16 protein-coding genes and 1 pseudogene are annotated in these 18,923 nt (G+C 70.3%); 3 read left to right on the plus strand and 14 right to left on the minus strand.

Annotated elements, in window-relative coordinates; genetic code table 11:
* Positions 1-56: 56 nt before the first annotated feature.
* The 11 genes and pseudogenes from hpf to AB7I40_RS11265 form a co-directional block, all read right to left on the minus strand.
* A complete protein-coding gene (gene hpf / locus AB7I40_RS11215; protein ID WP_428346021.1) occupies positions 57-680 on the minus strand; it encodes a ribosome hibernation-promoting factor, HPF/YfiA family in 624 nt (207 codons plus the stop codon).
* Between the two features lie 363 nt (positions 681-1,043).
* Complete coding sequence (locus tag AB7I40_RS11220; protein WP_428346020.1) at positions 1,044-1,787, minus strand: ComF family protein; 744 nt, start codon at positions 1,785-1,787, stop codon at positions 1,044-1,046.
* Positions 1,788-1,847: 60 nt separating this feature from the next.
* On the minus strand, positions 1,848-3,599 hold the full coding sequence (locus tag AB7I40_RS11225; protein ID WP_428346019.1) for an LpqB family beta-propeller domain-containing protein: 1,752 nt from the start codon (positions 3,597-3,599) through the stop codon (positions 1,848-1,850).
* The gene (mtrB, locus tag AB7I40_RS11230) at positions 3,596-5,254 is read right to left on the minus strand and encodes an MtrAB system histidine kinase MtrB (protein ID WP_428346018.1); all 1,659 of its coding nucleotides are present in this window, start codon (positions 5,252-5,254) and stop codon (positions 3,596-3,598) included. Before mtrB ends, AB7I40_RS11225 begins: the two co-directional genes overlap by 4 nt.
* A 9-nt stretch (positions 5,255-5,263) precedes the next feature.
* Positions 5,264-5,947: pseudogene (gene mtrA / locus AB7I40_RS11235) on the minus strand (MtrAB system response regulator MtrA); the annotation flags it as partial.
* A 51-nt stretch (positions 5,948-5,998) separates the two neighbouring features.
* The gene (gene ahcY / locus AB7I40_RS11240; RefSeq protein WP_428346017.1) at positions 5,999-7,429 is read right to left on the minus strand and encodes an adenosylhomocysteinase; all 1,431 of its coding nucleotides are present in this window, start codon (positions 7,427-7,429) and stop codon (positions 5,999-6,001) included.
* Positions 7,430-7,583: 154 nt separating this feature from the next.
* Positions 7,584-8,564 carry a cation diffusion facilitator family transporter gene (locus tag AB7I40_RS11245; protein WP_428346016.1) on the minus strand — a complete coding sequence of 327 codons (981 nt, stop codon included), beginning with the start codon at positions 8,562-8,564 and terminating at the stop codon, positions 7,584-7,586.
* A gap of 25 nt (positions 8,565-8,589) precedes the next feature.
* Entirely contained in the window at positions 8,590-9,618 is a 1,029-nt protein-coding gene (locus tag AB7I40_RS11250) for an SIS domain-containing protein (protein WP_428346015.1), read from the minus strand.
* Positions 9,615-9,791 (minus strand): Trm112 family protein, encoded by a 177-nt coding sequence (locus AB7I40_RS11255; protein ID WP_428346014.1) that lies wholly within the window; start codon positions 9,789-9,791, stop codon positions 9,615-9,617. Before AB7I40_RS11255 ends, AB7I40_RS11250 begins: the two co-directional genes overlap by 4 nt.
* Entirely contained in the window at positions 9,788-11,164 is a 1,377-nt protein-coding gene (locus tag AB7I40_RS11260; RefSeq protein WP_428346013.1) for a phosphomannomutase/phosphoglucomutase, read from the minus strand. Before AB7I40_RS11260 ends, AB7I40_RS11255 begins: the two co-directional genes overlap by 4 nt.
* A 55-nt stretch (positions 11,165-11,219) precedes the next feature.
* Positions 11,220-11,591: a DUF3499 domain-containing protein gene (locus AB7I40_RS11265; protein ID WP_428346012.1), complete on the minus strand. Its 372-nt coding sequence runs from the start codon at positions 11,589-11,591 to the stop codon at positions 11,220-11,222.
* A gap of 49 nt (positions 11,592-11,640) precedes the next feature.
* Between AB7I40_RS11265 and AB7I40_RS11270 the strand changes: the two genes are divergently transcribed.
* A complete protein-coding gene (locus AB7I40_RS11270; protein WP_428346011.1) occupies positions 11,641-12,135 on the plus strand; it encodes a metallopeptidase family protein in 495 nt (164 codons plus the stop codon).
* On the opposite strand, the gene AB7I40_RS11275 is transcribed toward AB7I40_RS11270, so the two are convergent.
* Genes AB7I40_RS11275 through AB7I40_RS11285 form a run of 3 tightly spaced genes read right to left on the minus strand, consistent with a single transcriptional unit; the run spans position 12,120 to position 16,727 of the window.
* Entirely contained in the window at positions 12,120-13,577 is a 1,458-nt protein-coding gene (locus AB7I40_RS11275; protein ID WP_428346010.1) for a DUF5719 family protein, read from the minus strand. The two genes, AB7I40_RS11270 and AB7I40_RS11275, sit on opposite strands and share 16 nt — an antisense overlap.
* Entirely contained in the window at positions 13,574-16,477 is a 2,904-nt protein-coding gene (locus tag AB7I40_RS11280; protein WP_428346009.1) for a glycosyltransferase family 2 protein, read from the minus strand. The genes AB7I40_RS11275 and AB7I40_RS11280 overlap by 4 nt, the downstream gene beginning before the upstream one ends.
* 34 nt (positions 16,478-16,511) lie before the next feature.
* On the minus strand, positions 16,512-16,727 hold the full coding sequence (locus tag AB7I40_RS11285) for a WhiB family transcriptional regulator (RefSeq protein ID WP_428348100.1): 216 nt from the start codon (positions 16,725-16,727) through the stop codon (positions 16,512-16,514).
* Positions 16,728-16,933: 206 nt separating this feature from the next.
* Between AB7I40_RS11285 and cofD the strand changes: the two genes are divergently transcribed.
* Together cofD and AB7I40_RS11295 are read left to right on the plus strand one after the other, a co-directional pair.
* Positions 16,934-17,944: a 2-phospho-L-lactate transferase gene (gene cofD, locus AB7I40_RS11290; RefSeq protein ID WP_428346008.1), complete on the plus strand. Its 1,011-nt coding sequence runs from the start codon at positions 16,934-16,936 to the stop codon at positions 17,942-17,944.
* A complete protein-coding gene (locus tag AB7I40_RS11295) occupies positions 17,941-18,888 on the plus strand; it encodes a coenzyme F420-0:L-glutamate ligase (RefSeq protein WP_428346007.1) in 948 nt (315 codons plus the stop codon). The genes cofD and AB7I40_RS11295 overlap by 4 nt, the downstream gene beginning before the upstream one ends.
* The last annotated feature ends 35 nt before the right edge of the window (positions 18,889-18,923 follow it).

Consider the following 18,923-nt stretch of genomic DNA (forward strand, 5'->3'; position numbering starts at 1 on the left):
GGGTGACCCCTTCGGGCCACCCCGTACACAGGGGTTTCGTCGGTACGCCCGCTGGTTCAGGCGTCCAGGTTGAGCGAGATCACTCCGTAGTCGTAGCCGCGACGGCGATACACGACCGCCGGACGCTCGCTCTCCTTGTCGACGAAAAGATAGAAGTCATGCCCGACCAGCTCCATCTCGTAGAGGGCCTGGTCCAGTGTCATCGGGGCAGCGGGATGGGTCTTCTCCCGCACCACCAGAGGTCCGTCTCCGGTGACCGCGATGGGACCGACCTTGCGCTCGATCACCTCGTCCTCAGCGGACTCCACCCGCACCTGCTCCTCAGGAGCCATGCTCGCCAGGGCCTGACCCACCGATACGGGGGCGTGCCTGCCGTGGTGGACCCTCCGACGGTCCGCAGCCCGGCGCATCTGCGCGGCCATCTTGTCCAGGGCCAGGTCGAGGGCACCCATCTTGTCCTCGGCCGCCGCCTCCGCCCGAATCACCGGCCCCTTGGAGAAGGCCGTCAGCTCGACTCGGACCGACCGGTCGTGCTGGCGAGGATTGCGCTCCTGCTCGACCTCGACCTGCACCCGGATGATCCGGTGATCGTGCTTCTCGAGTCGGGTCAGCTTCTCCTCGACGTGTTCGCGGAAACGTTCTGACAGCTCGCAGTGACGGCTGTTGACCACAACATCCATGGACTACCTCCCATTGATTGGAATTGCCCGAAAGGAGCCCGCCCGGCCGACCTGGTCTTCGACCCCACAATCGCCTGCTGAGGTTTCCGCAGCTTGGATGCCACTACCGACCTTCTCCCGTGATCCGCCGTATTTGACGGCGGGACGAGGCAGGACTTACGTCTAAGCCGCACCGTGATCAGCTGCCCCGACCGGTCGTGAGACCGGGAGGGGCGCGCCTTACGTGGACCGCTTCGCCTGCGACTGGCATCGGCTTGCCGGAGTGGTGCCCACCTCGCGGGGGGCACAGCGCCGGCGCAACCACGGACCCGGACGGACTCCATGACATGACGTTAGTCGCCTCGTCCAACCTTGACCAGCGAACTACCTGAAGACTCCGTGTGAATCGGCGACAGCCGCTTGAGCGGCTCCGGCCGGATGTCGGCGGGCCGTGGCCGCCACCGTGATGACGGCCTGCGGGCGCAGCCCGGCAGCCTCCATCGCCCGCTGGGCCTCGCGGGCCGTGGCCCCCGTCGTCAGCACGTCGTCGCAGATGAGCACCTGGGCGCGGGGCCTGCGCCGGTGCAGCGCAGCGACCGCCGCCGAAGGGCACCACAGGGAGCCCGACAGGTTCGCCGATCGCTCCTCGGCACTCAGCCCCGCCTGGTCCTGCAGAGCGGCCCGGACGGCGAGCAGGCGGTGTGGGACGGCGTCGACCCCGACCGCAGCCAGGTGTCGCGCCGCGGACCGGACCATGGAGTAGGTCGGGTCGTGTCCGCGGGCCCGGACGCTCGAGGGACGCGACGGAACCGGCACCAGGACCACCGGGCAGGGGCCGTGGACCGCCGCGGCCGCGGAGAGCGCCAGGAGCAGTCCCAGCGGGTTGCGCAGCGCCAGCAACCCATGCTCCTTGTGACCGATCACCAGGTCGCGCAGGAGTCCGTCGTAGCTGCCGGTGGCCCACGGCGTGACCAGCCCCGGAGGACACGGCGTCGGCCAGGCAGGCGTGGCCGTGGACGGCAGCCCTCGCAGGCACTCCTCGCACACCAGCGGCCCCCCGGTCCCGCAGGCCAGACAGGTGCTGCCGGTGACCAGGTCGAGGAAGGAGCGGGCAAGAGCGTCGTACACAGCCCCATGACAGCCGTCACGAGCCTGTCGGACAAGCACGAAACTTCGGTCCTGTGGAGATCAGCCCACGTAGGTGAGCGCGGTGATCCCCTCCGGGATCGGTGGACTGCCCTCGCCCACGGGCTGGTAGCCGCCGCCCGCGCGCTGCAGGTAGACCGGCTCCTCGGGCCGCGGTGAGCTGACGACGCGGGTGCCCAGGTCGGGGAAGACCCCGGAGTAGGCCACCGGGTCGAAGACGGTCGGCGAACCGTCGACCAAGGCGCTGCGCAGGTTGGTCTGCCGTCCGCCCAACACGTTGAGGTAGAACAGCGAGGTCGGCGAACGCCACCCGACGTCCCGGATCTGCAGTCGCTCGTCGTCCCCGGTGACGATGGCCCGGGCACTGGTCGCCCTGACAGTGGCGTCGGGGCCCGCGATGAACAGACGGCTCACCACGATCCGGTCCCCTCTGGGTCCCCGCAGTGCGGCGACCAGTCGGGTCCCGTCGCGCGAGACCGCCACGTCGATGACGGCCCGCCCCGACACCCCTCCTATGGGGACGACCTGGGCGCTGGCGCGTCCCTCGTCGTCCTGGGTGATCACTGAGACGACCGCCCGACCGGCATTGCGGTCGACCACCCAGAGCCGTTCGCCGGCATCCCAGGAGGGTGCGAGCAGGTCCCGCGCCCCGCGGAGCACCACCTGCGGCTTGCGGTCCTCGGACTCCGACATCCCCGCGATCAGCACCCGGGTGCCGTCCTGGGTGACCCCCGCGACCCGGCTCGCGTCGAGGTTGACCGCGATGTCGCGCAAGCCGTAGTCGCGCTTGCCGAAGGAACCCAGGAGCGGTTCCTCCTCGCCGTCCAGGACCCGAACCGCGAGGCCGTCGTGGAGACCGTAGAGCTCGCCGAGGGCATGGATGCCGGCAGCGTTGTAGTTGGACGCCCGGCTGACGCTGAACTCCGTGCTGCCACCCGACAGGGGCAGCGTCTGGCCATCGACCGTGATCCGGACGGCCGTGACGCCCGGGACCTGCCGCAGGGTCCACGCGAACTGTGCGGCCATCAGCTCCACCGACTGCGCAGGAGCGTTGGCCAGGTCGCCGGACAACGGGATCTCGGCCACCCCGTCCGGCCGCACCGTCACCGACAGTCCGCTGAGGGTGGTGCCGGCCGGCACGAACGTCTGCTCGACCCGAGAGTCCATCGGTCCCTCGAGCAGGCCACGGATGAGCAGGGTGGGCTGCTGGTCGCCCCGGGGGACGAACACCGGCTCCGGCACGAGCGTCCGGGTCTCGGGGTCGAAGAAGAACAGGGAGAGGGGCACTGTCTGGGTCTCGAACCACGGCTCGGAGACCATGAGCAGGTCGGGCAGGCTGGAGATCCGGCGCTGACCGTTCTCCATCTCGACGGTGAAGCGCAGCCGCTGCCGCCCACCCGGCGCAGGACCCTGCCAGGCTCCGCGGGCGTCGAAACGGCTGACCCCCGTGAGGTCGACGTCGACCGTGCGGGTGCCGGTGGGTGAGACCTTGCCCGCGTAGACCAGGAAACCGCGCTCGGGACTCCAGTCGCTGCTGGCGGACTTGGTGAGGAACTGTCGTGCCACCGTGACCGACATCGGGCTGGCCGTCATCGCCTCGAAGAAGTGCCGGACCAGGTCCTGGGAGGACTCACCGGGTTGCGGGCCACGCGGCTCGAAGCGTTGCCCCTGGTCGCCCGTGGCACCGGTCACGGTGTCGACGCTCTGCACCGGCCCGGAGTCAGGGATCTGCACGCACCCGGCGAGGGCCAGCGCCAGGCACGTCCCAGCCGCCGCGATCCAGGCCCGCCTCATCGCAGGGGCTCCGTCGCACTCGCCGCACCGGGCGCCCGCGAGACGGGCTCCGAGCCCACGGCGTCCTGGGGCACCAGGGGCAGCGGGCTGTGGCGCAACGCGCCCCCGACATGACGCGGCAGCGTCAACCTGAACTGGGCTCCCCCACCGGGCTGACCCCAGGCCTGCAACCAGCCACCGTGCAGATGGGTGTCCTCCAGCGAGATCGACAGACCCAGGCCGGTGCCTCCACTGGTCCGCGCCCGCGCCGGATCGGCCCGCCAGAACCGGTTGAACACCATGGCCGACTCCCCCGGTGCCAGTCCCACGCCGTAGTCGCGCACCGCGATCGCGGCCGACTTCGAGTCGCCGGCGACGTGGATCACGACATCGCCGGACTCGGCGTGGTCGATGGCGTTGGTGACCAGGTTGCGCACGATGCGCTCCACGCGACGTACGTCTGCCTCGGCGAGACAGGCGGTCGCGGGCGCCCGGACCACCACCCGGGTGCCGCGCTGGCGGGCCATGGCCGCGGTCACGTCCACGATCCGGTAGGCGACGTCGACCAGGTTGACGTCGTCGAGATCCAGTACGGCGGCACCCGCGTCGAACCGGCTGATCTCGAGCAGGTCGGTCAGCAGCCCCTCGAAGCGGTCGAGCTCGGTCTGCAGGAGCTCGGCAGAGCGTTTGGTGACCGGGTCGAAGTCGTCACGGGCATCGTGCAACACGTCACCGGCCATCCGCACGGTGGTCAGCGGCGTGCGCAACTCGTGTGAGACGTCGGAGACGAAGCGGCGCTGGACCCGGCTGAGCTCCTCGAGCTGACGGATCTGGCGCTGCAGGTTGGAGGCCATCTGGTTGAAGGAGGTCGCGAGCCGGGCGATGTCGTCGTCGCCGGAGACCCGGAGCCGTTCCTCGAGCTGGCCCGCGGCCAGTCGCTCGGCCACCCGGCGCGCCATCCGGATCGGTGCGACCACCTGCTGGGTCACCAGCAGGGTGACTCCGGCCATGAGCACCAGCAGGAGGAGGCCCGCGGTGAGCAGGGCACGTGAGACCAGACCGAGCGTCTGCTGCTCCTGGGTGAGCGGGAAGAGGTAGTAGATCGTGTAGATCTGACCGTCCGCCGGAAGGGTGATCTGGGACCCGACCACCACGCCCGGCACGGAGTCGCTGCCGTCGTTGTAGCTGATCCGACCGTAGGCCCACGCCGTGCCCGCGGCCGTGTCGAAGTGCCGCTGGAGCACCAGGGGGACACTCGAGGTCACCAGGGACGGCGAGGAACGGTTGCCGCCGGCGTCGAGCCCCAGGTCACCGTCGCCCATGGGACCGGTCAGCACGACCGTCCAGCCACGGGTGGCACCACGCTCGATGATGGGCTGCACGAGCTGCTCGGTCTGACGCACCGGCTCTGACTCGTTGCCCGGGACGCTCTCCAGGCGCTGTTCGGCCTCGGCGGTCTCGTTGCTCGCCTCGGCCACCACCGCCTTGACCCGGCCGTCCAGCAGTCCGTCGCGGGTCTGTTGCAGCAGGAACCAGCCGACCGCGCCGAACACCAGGGCCGACAGCAGCAGGGTGCTGGCCACCACCCTGGCCTGGATCGAACGGCGCCAGAACGTGAGGGCCCGGCGTACGGCGCCGGGTGCGATCGAACCGCCGGCGATGCGTTGCCTAGCCATGGCCGGCCGTCATGCGGCCGGGGCTGACCCGGCCTTGTAGCCCACCCCGCGCACGGTCACGACGATCTCGGGGTTCTCCGGGTCATGCTCCACCTTCGAACGCAGCCGTTGCACGTGCACGTTGACCAGCCGGGTGTCGGCGGCGTGGCGATAGCCCCACACCTTCTCCAGCAACACCTCGCGGGTGAAGACCTGCCAGGGCTTGCGGGCCAGGCAGACGAGCAGGTCGAACTCCAAGGGCGTCAGGCTGATCGCAACGCCGTCGCGGGTGACCGAGTGACCGGCCACGTCGATGGCGAGGTCGCCGATGGTCAGGGACTCCGGGCTGGCCGCCTCGAAACGCCGGACCCGGGCCCGGATGCGGGCCACCAGCTCCTTGGGCTTGAACGGCTTGACGACGTAGTCGTCGGCCCCGGACTCGAGGCCGACGACCACGTCGATCGTGTCGCTCTTCGCGGTGAGCATGACGATCGGCACCCCGGACTCGGCCCGGATCTCCTTGCACACGTCGATGCCGTCCTTGCCGGGCAGCATCAGGTCGAGCAGGAGGACGTCGGGCTTGTAGTCACGGAACTCAGCAAGAGCCAGGTCACCACGCGCACACACCCGGCTGTCGAAGCCTTCCTGGCGCAGCACGATCGAGAGCATCTCGGCGAGCGAGGCGTCGTCGTCGACGACGAGAAACCCGCCCCTTGCCGCCGAACTCCGGCTGCGTCACTGTGACCCCTTGGTGCCCATGGCTACTCAGTAGCGGTAGCTGTCTGCCTTGTACGGCCCCTGGACCGCAACGCCAAGGTACTCCGCCTGCGAAGTGGTGAGCTCGGTCAGGCGCACGCCCAGCGAGTCGAGGTGCAGTCGGGCGACCTCCTCGTCGAGGTGCTTGGGCAGCACGTAGACGCCGACCGGGTAGTCCTCGGGCTTGGTGAACAGCTCGATCTGGGCCAGCACCTGGTTGGTGAACGAGTTCGACATCACGAAGCTCGGGTGGCCGGTCGCGTTGCCGAGGTTCATCAGGCGACCCTCGGAGAGCACGATGATCGAGGGCCCACCGGGGAAGGTCCAGACGTCGACCTGCGGCTTCACGTTCTTGCGGACGACGCCCTCGAAGGACTCCAGTCCGGCCATGTCGATCTCGTTGTCGAAGTGGCCGATGTTGCCCAGGATCGCCTGGTGCTTCATCCGCGCCATCTGCTCGACGGTGACGACGTCCTTGTTGCCGGTCGCGGTGATGATGATGTCAGCCACGTCGAGCACGTCTTCCAGCGTGGCGACCTGGTAGCCGTCCATGGCGGCCTGGAGGGCACAGATCGGGTCGATCTCGGTGATGATGACCCGGGCACCCTGGCCGCGCAGGGACTCCGCGCAGCCCTTGCCGACGTCGCCGTACCCGCAGACCACGGCGACCTTGCCGCCGATGAGGACATCGGTGGCGCGGTTGATGCCGTCGATCAGGGAGTGGCGGCAGCCGTACTTGTTGTCGAACTTGGACTTGGTCACCGAGTCGTTGACGTTGATGGCCGGGAAGAGCAGCGAGCCTTCCTTCATCATGTCGTAGAGACGCAGGACACCGGTGGTGGTCTCCTCGGTGACGCCCATGAGCTCGTTGGCGATCTTGGAGTAGCGGTCCTTGCTCTCGGCCAGGGAGGCGTTGAGGACGTCGAAGACGATCTTCTGCTCGTGGCTGGCAGCGGTGGCCGGGTCCGGCGCGATCCCGGTCTTCTCCGCCTCGACACCCAGGTGGACGAGCATGGTCGCGTCGCCCCCGTCGTCGAGGATCATGTTGGCGAAGGAACCACCGGGCCAGTTGAGGATCTGCTGGGTGCACCACCAGTAGTCCTCCAGCGTCTCGCCCTTCCAGGCGAACACCGGGACGCCCTGGAGGTCCTCGACGGTGCCGTGGGGACCGACCGCGACGGCAGCGGCGGCGTGGTCCTGGGTCGAGAAGATGTTGCACGACGCCCAGCGGACCTCGGCGCCGAGTGCGACCAGGGTCTCGATCAGAACGGCGGTCTGGATCGTCATGTGCAGGGAGCCCGCGATCCGGGCACCGGCCAGCGGCTTGCTGTCGCCGTAGCGCGCACGCATCGCCATCAGACCCGGCATTTCGTGCTCAGCCAGCTGGATCTCAGTGCGGCCGAAGTCGGCCAGGTTCAGGTCAGCAACCTTGTAGTCCATGGTGGGTCCTCACGAGAGTGGTGCGCCGATCGGTTCGACGTCCAGATTACTTCCGGCCCTCCCGTTCCACAGAATCCTCGCGCCCTGGGTCAGGTCAGCCCCACCCGCCACGGATGCCGACGCCACTCGACAGGCCGGGGGCACCACTCACCGGTCAGTGGGACGGTGGGGGTGGCGGCGCCGGACGCTCGGGCGGCACGTAGTCGGCACGGTAGATGTCGGGCTCGAGGTAGATCGCGGCCGCCGTGGGCTCGGCCTCCCGAATGGCCTTCTCGGCCGCGTCGATGGCGGCGGCCACCTCCTCGGCGGAGGCGCCCTGGCTCACCCCGATCTTGGCCGCCACGAGGAGTTCCTCGGGCCCGAGGTGGAGCGTCTTCATGTGGATGATCCGCTCCACGCCGGCCGTGGCCGCGACGGCGTCGCGGATGTGCTGCTTGGCGTCGTCACTGGCCGACTCACCGAGCAGCAGGCTCTTGGTCTCGATGGCCAGGATCACGGCGACGATGACCAGAAGTATCCCGATCAGCGCGGTGCCCGCGACGTCGAAGTACTGGTTGCCGGTGATCAGCATCAGACCGACACCCAGCAGGGCGAACACCAGCCCCAGCAGGGCAGCGATGTCCTCGAGCAGGATCACCGGCAGCTCTGGCTGCTTGGCACGCCGGATGAAGGTCGCGAACGACGCCTTGCCCCGAACCTTGTTGGTCTCGATGATGGCCGTGCGCAACGACAGCGATTCCAGCACGATGGCGACCAGCAGCACCCCCACGGGCACGAAGCGCTTCCAGTTGTCCACGATCTCCGCGTGACCGGAATGGATCTCGTGGAACTTGTGGTACGCCTCGTAGAGGGCGAACAGTCCGCCGACGGAGAACAGCACGATGGCCACGATGAACGAGTAGATGTAGCGCTCACGTCCGTAGCCGAACGGGTGTTCCTCGGTCGCCTCCTTCTTCGACTTCTTCGCACCCAGCAACAGCAGGCCCTGGTTCCCCGCGTCGGCGACCGAGTGGATCGCCTCCGCGAGCATCGAGGAGAACCCGGTGAGAAAGAACGCGAGGAACTTCGTGATCGCGATGCCGGTGTTCGCCAGCAGCGCAGCGATGACTGCTTTGTTCCCACCATCGGTTGCCATGGCCGAAGGCTATCGAAGAGCTTGGTCAGTCGACGACGAGGCCGACCTGGAGGTACGCCGCGGTATAGGTGCCGCTCAGCAGCAGGGACGCATAGCGCGCCACCTGCGACCCCTCGTCGGCCACGACCGTCTCCACACGGACGCCGCGCTCGGCCGCGGAGGCCTGGAGGCGACCGCGCTGCTCCCTGACCACCGGGTCGTCCGACCCGTCGTCGAGCACCACCAGGACCGGTCGCGCCTCCCGGCTCTCGTCGGCGAACGGGTCGTCGAACACGTTGCGTGGGCGAGTGGCCTCGATGACCGGGAGCAGGTGCTCGGCGTCGCCGGCCAGGGCCCCGCGCCCGGTGGTGCGGCGGATCGACTCGGCCACCCGCCGGGCCGCGCGGGCCGCCAGCGCCGAGCCGCCCCAGATGATCGGATTGGCGTCGGCGATGGCGATGGCGAGCATCTTGGCCGGGTTCACGGCCAGATCGCGGTGCGGCGAACAGCTCACCGCGACGTCGTCGAGGGCCTGCGCCACCTGGTCGGCATCCGTGCGCGGACCGAGGTCGACCCGGTCGAGGTACTCCAGCACGACGACCGCAGTCGCCAGCTGGTCGCGGGTGGTCACCGGAAGCAGGGAGGTGTCCCGGCCGGCCGCGTGCTCGGCCACCATCGAGCCCGCCGGGCAGGCCACGACGACCTGGCACCCGCGCCGTACCGCCTCGGCGACCGCCGAGGCGGCGGCGGCATCGGAGCCGTCGGGCGCCAGCATGACCACGAGGTCGAGCGATCCGGCCCACCCGGGCAGCGCGGGACCCGGCCAGGCCACGAACGGCACCGGACACGTCGGTTCGAGCACGGCCCGCAAGAGGCGCGAGTCCGGCCCGGCAGCGATCACCGCCCGCGGGCGGATCTCCTGGCTGCGGACCACCGCCTCAGCGGTGGCCGCCGCCCCGTCACCGGCCTCGCGTCGGACCCGGGCCCCGGACTCGGCCAGGTTGCGCAGCATCGGGTCGAAGGCGCGCAGCACCTGCTCGTCGTCGAGCCTGGCCTCGTCGAACCAGGCGGTCATGACGGGCGACGAGCCTCGTCGACCAGCAGCACGGGAATGTCGTCGCGCACCGGGTAGGCCAGGCCGCATCCGGTGCACACCAGCTCGTCGGTGCCGTCGTGGCTGCCGGCCTCCAGCGCGCCGTGGCACGACGGGCAGACGATGATCTCCATCAGCTTGGGGTCGATCTTCATGCGTCTCTCCTGATCACCGCGAGCACCTCGTCGCGGATGCGGGTCATGGTCACCTCGTCCTCGCCCTCGGCGTTGAGCCGGAGCAGGGGTTCGGTGTTGGAACCTCGGACGTTGAACCACCCGTTGGCCGCCGAGACGGTGAGGCCGTCCAGGTGGTCGAGAGTGATGTCGGATCGCCCGTCGTACGTCTTCTCGAGCTCCTCGAGCACGGCCTGCTGGTCGTGCACGAGGGTGTTGATCTCGCCGCTGGCCACGAACCGCTCGTAGTCGTGCAGCAACACCGAGAGTTCTACGTCGACCTCGGCCAGCGCGGCGAGGGCGTGCAGCGCCGCCAGCATGCCCGAGTCGGCCTTCCAGAAGTCCCGGAAGTAGAAGTGACCGCTGTGCTCGCCGCCGAAGATCGCACCGGTCTGGGCCATCGTCGCCTTGATGAACGAGTGGCCCACGCGGGTCCGCACCGGGATGCCGCCGTGTTCTCGCACGATCTCGGGTACGGCGCGGCTGCTGATCAGGTTGTGGATCACGGTTGCCCCGGGCTCCCGGGCGAGTTCCCGGGTCGCGATCAGGGCGGTCAGGGTCGAGGGCGGCACGGCCCGACCGCGCTCGTCGACGATGAAGCAACGATCCGCATCCCCGTCGAAGGCGAGGCCGATGTCGGCGCGCTCGGCCACCACGCGCTCCTGGAGGTCGACCAGGTTGGCCGGGTCGATCGGGTTGGCCTCGTGGTGGGGGAAGGAGCCGTCGAGCTCGAAGTACATGGGCACCAGCTCGACCTGGTCGGAGCCGAGGCGCCCGAAGACGGTCGGGGCCGTCAGCCCTGCCATCCCGTTGCCGGCGTCGACGACGACTCTCAGGCGCCGTCCACGCACCGGGGCAAGGGAGAGGAGGTGTGCGGCATAGGCCTCGAGCACGTTGTGCTCGCTGAGTTCACCCTGCCGGCCGGCCGGACGAGAGGCGGCGTCCGCGACGGCGTCACGAATCTCCAGCAACCCGGTCTCGGCCCCGATGGGCACGGCGTGCGCTCGGCACATCTTGATCCCGTTGTACTGCGCCGGGTTGTGGCTGGCGGTGAACATGACGCCGGCCATGCCCAGGTGCCCCGAGGCGAAGTAGAGCTGGTCGGTCGAGGCGAGACCGATGTGGACGACGTCGGCGCCGGCGCTCGCGGCACCGTCGGCGAACGCTCCGGCCATGCCGGGCGAGCTGGGCCGCATGTCGTGGCCGACGACCACCTGGGGCGCCCCGGTCACGTGCACGAACGCGGCCCCCACCGACCGGGCCAGTGCGTCGTCGAGCTGGTCGGGCACGATCCCGCGGACGTCGTAGGCCTTGAAGATGGCAGCCAGGTTCGCGGAATCGCTCGTTGATGCCATGGCCGTGAGCCTATAGCGACCCGGCGAAGCTCGGGCAGCCGGAGCGGGACGCGCCTCAGTCGGAACTGAGGATGCGCAGGTGACCGCGTCGCCCGGTCTCGCGGCCAGTCTCCCCGGCCAGTCCCTGCGGCCCGGTGAGCTCGGGGACGGCGGCTGGTCGACCGACCTCGCGCACGGCGTCAGCCAGTGCGAGGAGGTCATCGGTGGAGGGTCCGGAGGCAGCGGGGTCGGGAGCCAGCCGCATGACCTCCCAACCGCGGGGTGCGGAGAGCCGCTCGCTGTGCAGGTGGCACAGGTCGTAGGCATGCGGCTCCGCGTAGGTCGCCAGCGGTCCGAGCACAGCGGTCTGGTCGCCGTAGACGTAGGTCAGGGTGTTGACCGCAGGGCGACCACACGCTGTGCGCGAACAACGGCGGGCAGGACTCACGAGGGCGACGCTACCCCGGGTAGGGACGGCAGCCGATTAGGCTCGCTGCGTGAGCGAACTCCGCGGGCTGCCCGACGACCAGGCCGGATCCCCGGCCGGAGGGGCCGACGCGGTGCTGAGACCACGTCGGCGCCGCACCCGGGACCGCCGCGGCCGGGGGTTGCGTGGGCCCGCGATCCTGCCCCGCCGCTTGGGCACGCCGGAGCGGCCCACCGCGCGGGAGCTGTTCGACGATCTGGTCCTGGCGACCGTGGAGGGCATCGAGGACCGCTGGCAGCAGCGCCTCGGCCTGGTGGAGTACGCCGTCGAGGACGCCCCGCAGATCCCCGACGACTGGCAACCCGACCGGGTCCCGCTGTCGTCGCTGATCCGGGCCGGTGGCACCGACCCGGCCCGCATCGTGGTGTTCCGTCGCCCGATCGAGCACCGTTGCCAGACCCGGCCCGAGCTTGAGGCCATGGTGCATACGGTGCTGGTCGAGCAGGTGGCCGAGCTGCTCGGCGTGCCGGTCGAGGAGATCGACCCGCGCTACGGCGAGGACTGACTCGACACCGACCCCGACAGCACCGAGGGGTTCCCCGGGGTCACCGAGGGCACGAGAGCGGTCAGCACCAGGTCGGTCAGGGGCAGGACGAACGAGCCCTGCGGGCCGGTCACGGTGATCGCGCCGGGCAGGGGGACATCGTCGGCCACCACCGAGACGAGGGCGGTCTTGTCGGGGAGCTCGAAGGCGCCGCTGGTGAGGCGCTTGACGGCCACCCGCTGGCTGTCGAGCTCGGCGCCGTCTGCGTCGTACGCCGTGACCATCGCGGCACCGCTCTCCTCGGGGGCAGCCAGGACCAGGGTGGCCGTCGACTTCTTCTGCCCGACAGGGATGAGCGTCGCCGACTCCTGCATCGCGATCGCATCGACAGCGTGGCTGAGGTCCTTCGGGGAGCCGGTCAGCGAGCGCATCCCTGCAGTCACCGGGACGGTGGAGGTGATGAGCAGTCCGGACACCTCCTTGGCCATGGCGGTGCGCACGACGTCGCTGACGTCGGTGACCAGGGTGCCCTGGGGTGGGACCGAGATCTCGCCGAGGCCGACGGGGGCGAAGGTCGAGTCCGAGCCGATCACCTTGACCTGCAACCGCGCCTGGTCCTCTCCCGGGTTCGAGATCACCAGTTGCCGCTCCCCTCGGCCCTCGGTGAGTCCGAGCAGGACGTGGCTGGTCGAGGGCGCCGGTGTCGCTGACAGCCAGTCGGCGACGTCCGTGGTGTCGGAGATCCGGTCGAGGAGCGAGGCACCGAGGCGGCCCCGGGTGATGGTCACGTGCACGGACAGGTCGAAGCGGTTGGGAGCGGTGCTGGCCAGATCGATGCTGGTGGCGGTGCCCCCCGGCACGGTGACCCCGCGCAGCGCGTTGACCGACAGCCGGCCGCGCTGGCTGCGGATCTCGACGTCGGCGACCGCGGGGCCGGAGTCGGAGTTGACGAGCTCGAGCACCGAGGAGTGGATCGACGCCGAGCCGCCCCCGGTGAACCAGTACTCGGACTGGGGAGGAGCGCAGACCGTCGCCGCGTCCCCCTCACCGCTGGTGCTCGTGGCGACCAGGCCCGGGGCCAGGTCACCGCGACCGTCGAGCGTGGCCGCCCGGGTTCGTCCGGTGATGACCGTCGTCGCGTCCTGGGCCAGGTCCACACTGGACTGGTCAGCGCCGAGGCGCAGGGTGGCCTGGCCGCTCGACCGGGCGCTGGACAGCAGGAGGTCGCCCTCGTCGAGGGGAGCCGGACAGACGACCTGGAGGCTGGTCAACGCTGAGTCGGTCGGAGGCACGCCGGCGCGGGTGGGGGCAGGTGATCCGTCGGTGAGTGCGATCGCACCGAGGGTCACCAACGGCACCAGCACCGCGACGACCAGCGAGAGCCGGCTCGGACGGGCGGGCCCGGTGGCTGCGACCCGGCGTCCCGACGCACGGGCCGGCGCGGACCGGCGTTCGGCGCTCATCTCGACTCCTTGCGCGTGGGCCCAGCCAACACAGCGACCGTGAGGAAGGCCACCCCCTGCAAGGCCAGCAGGAGCAGCCGGAACCAGGACGTGCGAGCCTCGAGGAAACTCGCGGACGGTTCGGGGACCAGGTGCCAGGCACGCGTTGCCGGATCCTCGGCACTCGCCTGGTCGAGACCGGCGGTCGCGTCGAGCCCGGCCGCCACCTGGCCATCGGCCGGCGCGGTCAGGACGACGTACTCGATGCCCTGCGCGGCCAGGTCCTCGACGACCTGGGGAGAAGGCTCCGACAGCAGGGTGGAGATGTCATCGCTCAGCGTCGGGTCCGACTCGGTCAGGGTCAGCACCTCGTCCTCGCCCAGCGTCACCCCAGCCCCACGCTGGACGGTGTAGGTCAGGCCCTCGGCCACGGAGCCGGTCAGCACCAGGATGCCGTGCTCCGGTCCCAGCACAGCCGCCTGCGTCATGTACGCCGGGATCCCGGTGTCGGCGTCCTGAGCCAGGGACTGCTGGCCCGAGAAGAGGGCCCATCCCAGTCCGGCAGCGGGCACGACCGCCGCGACGGCCAAGGCTCCCAGCGCCAGGAAGGGGTGATGGGCCCGGTCACCGGAACTGGCTCCGACCCACAGTCGCTGGACGGCCATCGTGACTGCCACGACGGCTGCGGCCTGGATCATCACGATCAGGAAGCCGGTGGCGGGACGCGCGTCGATGGTGGGCAACTCGAGCAGCAGGTGGCTGAGCGGGGCGGCAAGAAGCGCAGCGAGGGCGGCAATGCACCACGCAACGAGCACAAGACCGCGGGATCGGTGCAGGACGAGGGCCGCCAGGGCGAGGGCGATGAGCAGCAGGCCGGCCCAGTGTGGCGCCGCCAGGCCGGACAGGCGACCGGAGACCAGGTCCAGGGCACCGGCGACCGGTCCGGGAGGTCGACCCACTTCGAGCAGCAGCGCCGACCCGTGACCCTGGACCAGCATGGGCACGAACCACGGCAGCAGCAGCACCGGGGTCGCGAGGACGGGGGTGACCAGGGGCGCCCAGATCGTGCGGTCGGTGATCAGGCCCCGGGCGAAGACGAGCCCGAGCACGAGCACGAGCACCGTGCCCACCACGGCGTACGCCCAGGCCACGGGAGCGAACGCGGCGATGACCGCGAGCAGCAGGGCCGAGCGCCAGGCCGAGCGCCAGCGACGGTCCGGCGTCGGGTCGGCGAACCCGAGGGCCGCGTGCGCCAGCCAGGGCAGCAGCGCGGCCGCGAGGACGGTGCCGAACCGCCCCTGGGCCCACGCGCCGCTGACGAAGGGCACGAGCCCGTAGGTGATCGAGCCCCAGGCGAGCAGCCACCGCGAGGCACCCCGAGGATCGGCGAGTCGTCCGAGCACTCGCAGGAAGCGCCACGCGCCCCAGGTGGCGACCGGGACCGCCAGCAGGAAGAGGAGGGCCACGACGCCACCGGGATGGCCGAGCAGGAGCGTCGCGGCCACCGCGAGCGGCAGCACGTAGGCCGGTGCGGCCACGTCACTGCCCTGGCCGAGGGCATGCCACGACTGGGCGTGCAGCCGCCACCAGTCCAGGGCATCCGCCGGCGCCGGGGACAGCCCGGGCCCCGAGAGCGACGCGCTCCCGAGGGCGTCGCGAGAGAGCCAGAGCGCCACGAGCAGGAAGCCGGTCATGACCAGCGCCACCGGGTTGGTGAGGAACTTGACGACCAGGCCGCTGTCTTCGCCCAGCTCGTCGTCGGTGGTGTGGCGCGGCGGGGTCTCGCCGCGTTCGGCATAGCTGGCCGCGCGGCGCCGCTCGGCTACGTCGGCTGCCTGGTTGGTGGCCGCGGCGGCGAGGTCGCTGACGGCGTCCAGCCCGTGTCGGTAGGGCAGCCAGCGTGGCGCCAGCAGACTGCGTACCCGGTCGTCGTTGGCCGCCAGCGGCGATCTGGCGCGTCGCGCGGCGATGATGGTCTGGGGACGGAGGTAGACCGACAGGACGGCGGCGAACTCGTCGATCGCCTCTCCTGGGGACCGCACGGCGAGGAACCCCAGAGCCCGCAGCATCGATCCGAAGAACAGCCGCACGAGCTGGAACGGCAGGAGGGCTGCGGTCGAGTTGGCCAGCAGGGTGTAGATGGCTGCGGTGCGTTCGGCCAGATGGGTGTGGCGTCCGGTCAGGGACGTCTTGCGCAGGCCGCGGTGCGCGGCCTCGGCGTGGAACACCACGGCCTGCGGGACGATGAGCGTGGTGTGCCCCGCGCGCGCCGCGCGCCACCCGAAGTCGATGTCGTTGCCGAAGATCGGCATCTGCTCGTCGAAGCCTCCGAGCTCGTCGAGCACCGCTCGGCGTACCAGCATCCCGGCGGTGTTGACCGCGAGCACCTGACGGACGTCGTCGTGCTGGCCCTGGTCGTACTCGCCGCGCTCGAGCCTGGTCTCGCGTCGCCCCGTGCCCGAGATCGTCACCCCCAGCTCGAGCAGCCGGCGCAGCGAGGGCCACTCGCGCAGCTTGGGGCCGAGCACATCGGCCGTCGGCTCGTCCTCAGCGGCCGCGAGGAGCGCTTCGAGGGCACCCGGATCAGGGTTGGCGTCGTCGTGCAGGATCCAGATCCACTCTGCGCACGATCCGGTGGAGTCGAGGGCGTCCAGGCCCCGGGCGATCGCCTGGGGGAAGGTCATCGTCAGCTTCTCGCGCACGACGGCGGTGGTGCCGAGGGCGGCGATCAGGAGGTCGGCCGATTCATCCCGGCTGCCGGTGTCGACCGCCACCACCTGCTCGGGGGTCACCCGCTGGGCACGCAGCCCGTCGAGGACGGCCGGGAGCCAGCGAGAGCCGTCATGGCTGACCAGGACGACGGCCACGCCACCGGTCCTGTGCTCTCGACCGACGCTCTCCGGCCCACGCTGCTCACCCACGGCGGACAACCCTACGGGCTGCCCTGATGGGCGACTAAACCGCGCGCTTCTTCAACTTGCGGCGCTCACGCTCGGACAGCCCGCCCCAGATGCCGAAGCGCTCGTCGTTCATCAATGCGTATTCGAGGCAGCTGTCTCGAACGTCGCACGTCAGGCAGACCTTCTTCGCCTCACGCGTTGATCCACCCTTTTCGGGGAAGAACGCCTCAGGGTCGGTCTGAGCGCACAATGCGCGCTCTTGCCAGCCCATCTCTTCGGCGTCTCCGTCGAGGAGAAACAGTTCTCTCACGGCAATCGCCCTTTCGACCCTGTCATTCCGATGACCCCGACGGACCATCTGTTCAGTAAACGACACTGTGGGAATTACATGCCTGTCGTACCCCGGAAGTCAAGCCCGGATCTGCTATGTGGCCCACCCGGGTCATCGAGGTTCGACCGATCGGGCATCGTTACCCCATGCCGTTCGCACCTCGAAAACTCACCGTCCTGTCCGGAGGCGTCGGTGGCGCCCGGTTCCTCCAGGGCCTCCAGCACGCCGTCACCGAGGGCCTCCTGCCCGCCGACACGAGCATCACGGTGATCACCAACACTGCCGACGACGTCTGGATCCATGGCCTGAAGGTGTGCCCGGACCTGGACACGGTCATGTACACGTTGGGTGACGGCATCGACCCCCAGCGCGGATGGGGTCGACGCGAGGAGACGTGGAACGCCAAGGAGGAGCTCGCGGCGTACGGCGTGGAACCCACCTGGTTCGGTCTGGGTGACCGAGACCTGGCAACCCACTTGGTGCGCACCCAGATGCTCGAGGCCGGCTATCCGCTCTCGGCGGTGACCAGGGCGCTGTGTGAGCGCTGGCAGCCGGGGGTGGCCCTGCTCCCGATGAGCGACGATCGCATCGAGACGCACATCGCCGTCGACGACGAGGAGTCCCCCAGTGGCCAGCGGGTGGTGCACTTCCAGGAGTACTGGATCCGGCTGCGCGCCGCGGTCGCTGCCCGCAGCGTGTTGTTCGTGGGCCTGGAGACGAGCTCCCCCGCCCCGGGGGTCCTCGAGGCGATCGCAGACGCCGACCTGGTGATCCTGCCGCCGTCCAACCCGGTGGTCTCGATCGGCACCATCTTGGGTGTCCCGGGCATCCGTGACGCCCTGCGCGCCACGTCCGCACCGGTCGTGGGGCTCTCGCCCATCGTCGGGGGCGGGCACGTGCGTGGGATGGCCGACCAGCTGCTGGCCTCGATCGGGGTCGAGGTGAGCGCAGGGGCAGTCGGGCGGCACTACGGGGCTCGGACGGCAGGCGGCGTGCTGGACGGCTGGCTGGTCGACTCGGTCGACTCAGGTCAGGTCTCGGAGGTGGAGTCATCCGGCGTCCGCTGCCGCGCCGTACCGCTGATGATGACCGATCACGCGGCCACCGCCGCCTTGGCGATGGCCGCGGTGGACCTGATCGGCGACCTCACGCGATGACCCTCACCGTCAGCGCGCCCGACGGGGTGCCCGAGATCCGGCCGGGCGATGACCTTGCCGCCCTGGTGCTGCAGGTGTTGGACCTGGTCGACGGCGACGTCGTGGCCGTCACCAGCAAGGTCGTCAGCAAGGCTGAGGGACGCCTGCGTCACGGCGGTCGCGAGGACGCCCTGGCCGCGGAGACCGCGCGCCTGGTGGCCCGACGGGGCGCGACCTCCATCGTGCGGACCCGACACGGACTCACCATGGCCGCCGCCGGGATCGATGCCTCCAACGTGGACCGGGACTGGATCGCCCTGCTGCCCGAGGACCCCGACGAGTCGGCGCGCCGGCTACGAGCGGGGCTGCTGCGGCTCAGCGGTCGCAACGTCGCGGTGATCATCACCGACACCGCGGGTCGGGCCTGGCGCACCGGCCAGACCGACATCGCCATCGGGGCCGCCGGGCTGAGGGTGAGCGAGAGCTTCGTGGGCCGGCACGACGCCCGCGGCAACGCACTGCAGGTCACCGAGCCCGCCGTGGCCGACGAGCTCGCCGGTGCCGCCGAGCTCGCGCAGGGCAAGCTGGCCGCCCGGCCCTTCGCCCTCCTGCGCGGCAGGGCCGACCTGGTGCTGCCCGTGGGCGACGACGGCCCCGGGGCCGCAGCCCTGATCAGGCCCGAGGCCGAGGACCTCTTCGGCTACGGCTCGCGTGAGGCCGTCATCGCCGCGGTCAGGGGCACGGATCCACGTGCGTTCGGGGCACCGGTCGACAGCAGCGAGCTCATCGCTGCCCTGCGTAGGGCCACCGACGCCGCGGTCACGGTGGAGGGCCCTGGACTTGTCGCCGTGGAGGGGGACTCGGTCGATCGGGTCGCGCTGGTCGCCTTCGCCCACGGATGGGTCGTGGACCGATCAGGTCTCGATTCGGCGATCCGGCTCCGGTTGCCACCGGTCACTCCGTAGACTCTGCCATCGTTACCTGACCTTCGATCTCCCGA

This window comes from Nocardioides sp. (assembly GCF_050246775.1).
In the GTDB taxonomy this organism is placed as follows: domain Bacteria; phylum Actinomycetota; class Actinomycetes; order Propionibacteriales; family Nocardioidaceae; genus Nocardioides.

Excerpts from the sequence above, each read along its gene's own strand:
- AB7I40_RS11250 (WP_428346015.1), bottom strand. The coding sequence starts at position 9,618 with ATGACCGCCTGGTTCGACGAGGCCAGGCTCGACGACGAGCAGGTGCTG.
- mtrB (WP_428346018.1), bottom strand. The coding sequence starts at position 5,254 with ATGGCTAGGCAACGCATCGCCGGCGGTTCGATCGCACCCGGCGCCGTA.
- AB7I40_RS11255 (WP_428346014.1), bottom strand. The coding sequence starts at position 9,791 with ATGAAGATCGACCCCAAGCTGATGGAGATCATCGTCTGCCCGTCGTGC.
- AB7I40_RS11285 (WP_428348100.1), bottom strand. The coding sequence starts at position 16,727 with ATGGGCTGGCAAGAGCGCGCATTGTGCGCTCAGACCGACCCTGAGGCG.
- ahcY (WP_428346017.1), bottom strand. The coding sequence starts at position 7,429 with ATGGACTACAAGGTTGCTGACCTGAACCTGGCCGACTTCGGCCGCACT.
- AB7I40_RS11225 (WP_428346019.1), bottom strand. The coding sequence starts at position 3,599 with ATGAGGCGGGCCTGGATCGCGGCGGCTGGGACGTGCCTGGCGCTGGCC.
- AB7I40_RS11275 (WP_428346010.1), bottom strand. The coding sequence starts at position 13,577 with ATGAGCGCCGAACGCCGGTCCGCGCCGGCCCGTGCGTCGGGACGCCGG.
- AB7I40_RS11295 (WP_428346007.1), top strand. The coding sequence starts at position 17,941 with ATGACCCTCACCGTCAGCGCGCCCGACGGGGTGCCCGAGATCCGGCCG.
- AB7I40_RS11260 (WP_428346013.1), bottom strand. The coding sequence starts at position 11,164 with ATGGCATCAACGAGCGATTCCGCGAACCTGGCTGCCATCTTCAAGGCC.
- hpf (WP_428346021.1), bottom strand. The coding sequence starts at position 680 with ATGGATGTTGTGGTCAACAGCCGTCACTGCGAGCTGTCAGAACGTTTC.
- AB7I40_RS11245 (WP_428346016.1), bottom strand. The coding sequence starts at position 8,564 with ATGGCAACCGATGGTGGGAACAAAGCAGTCATCGCTGCGCTGCTGGCG.
- cofD (WP_428346008.1), top strand. The coding sequence starts at position 16,934 with ATGCCGTTCGCACCTCGAAAACTCACCGTCCTGTCCGGAGGCGTCGGT.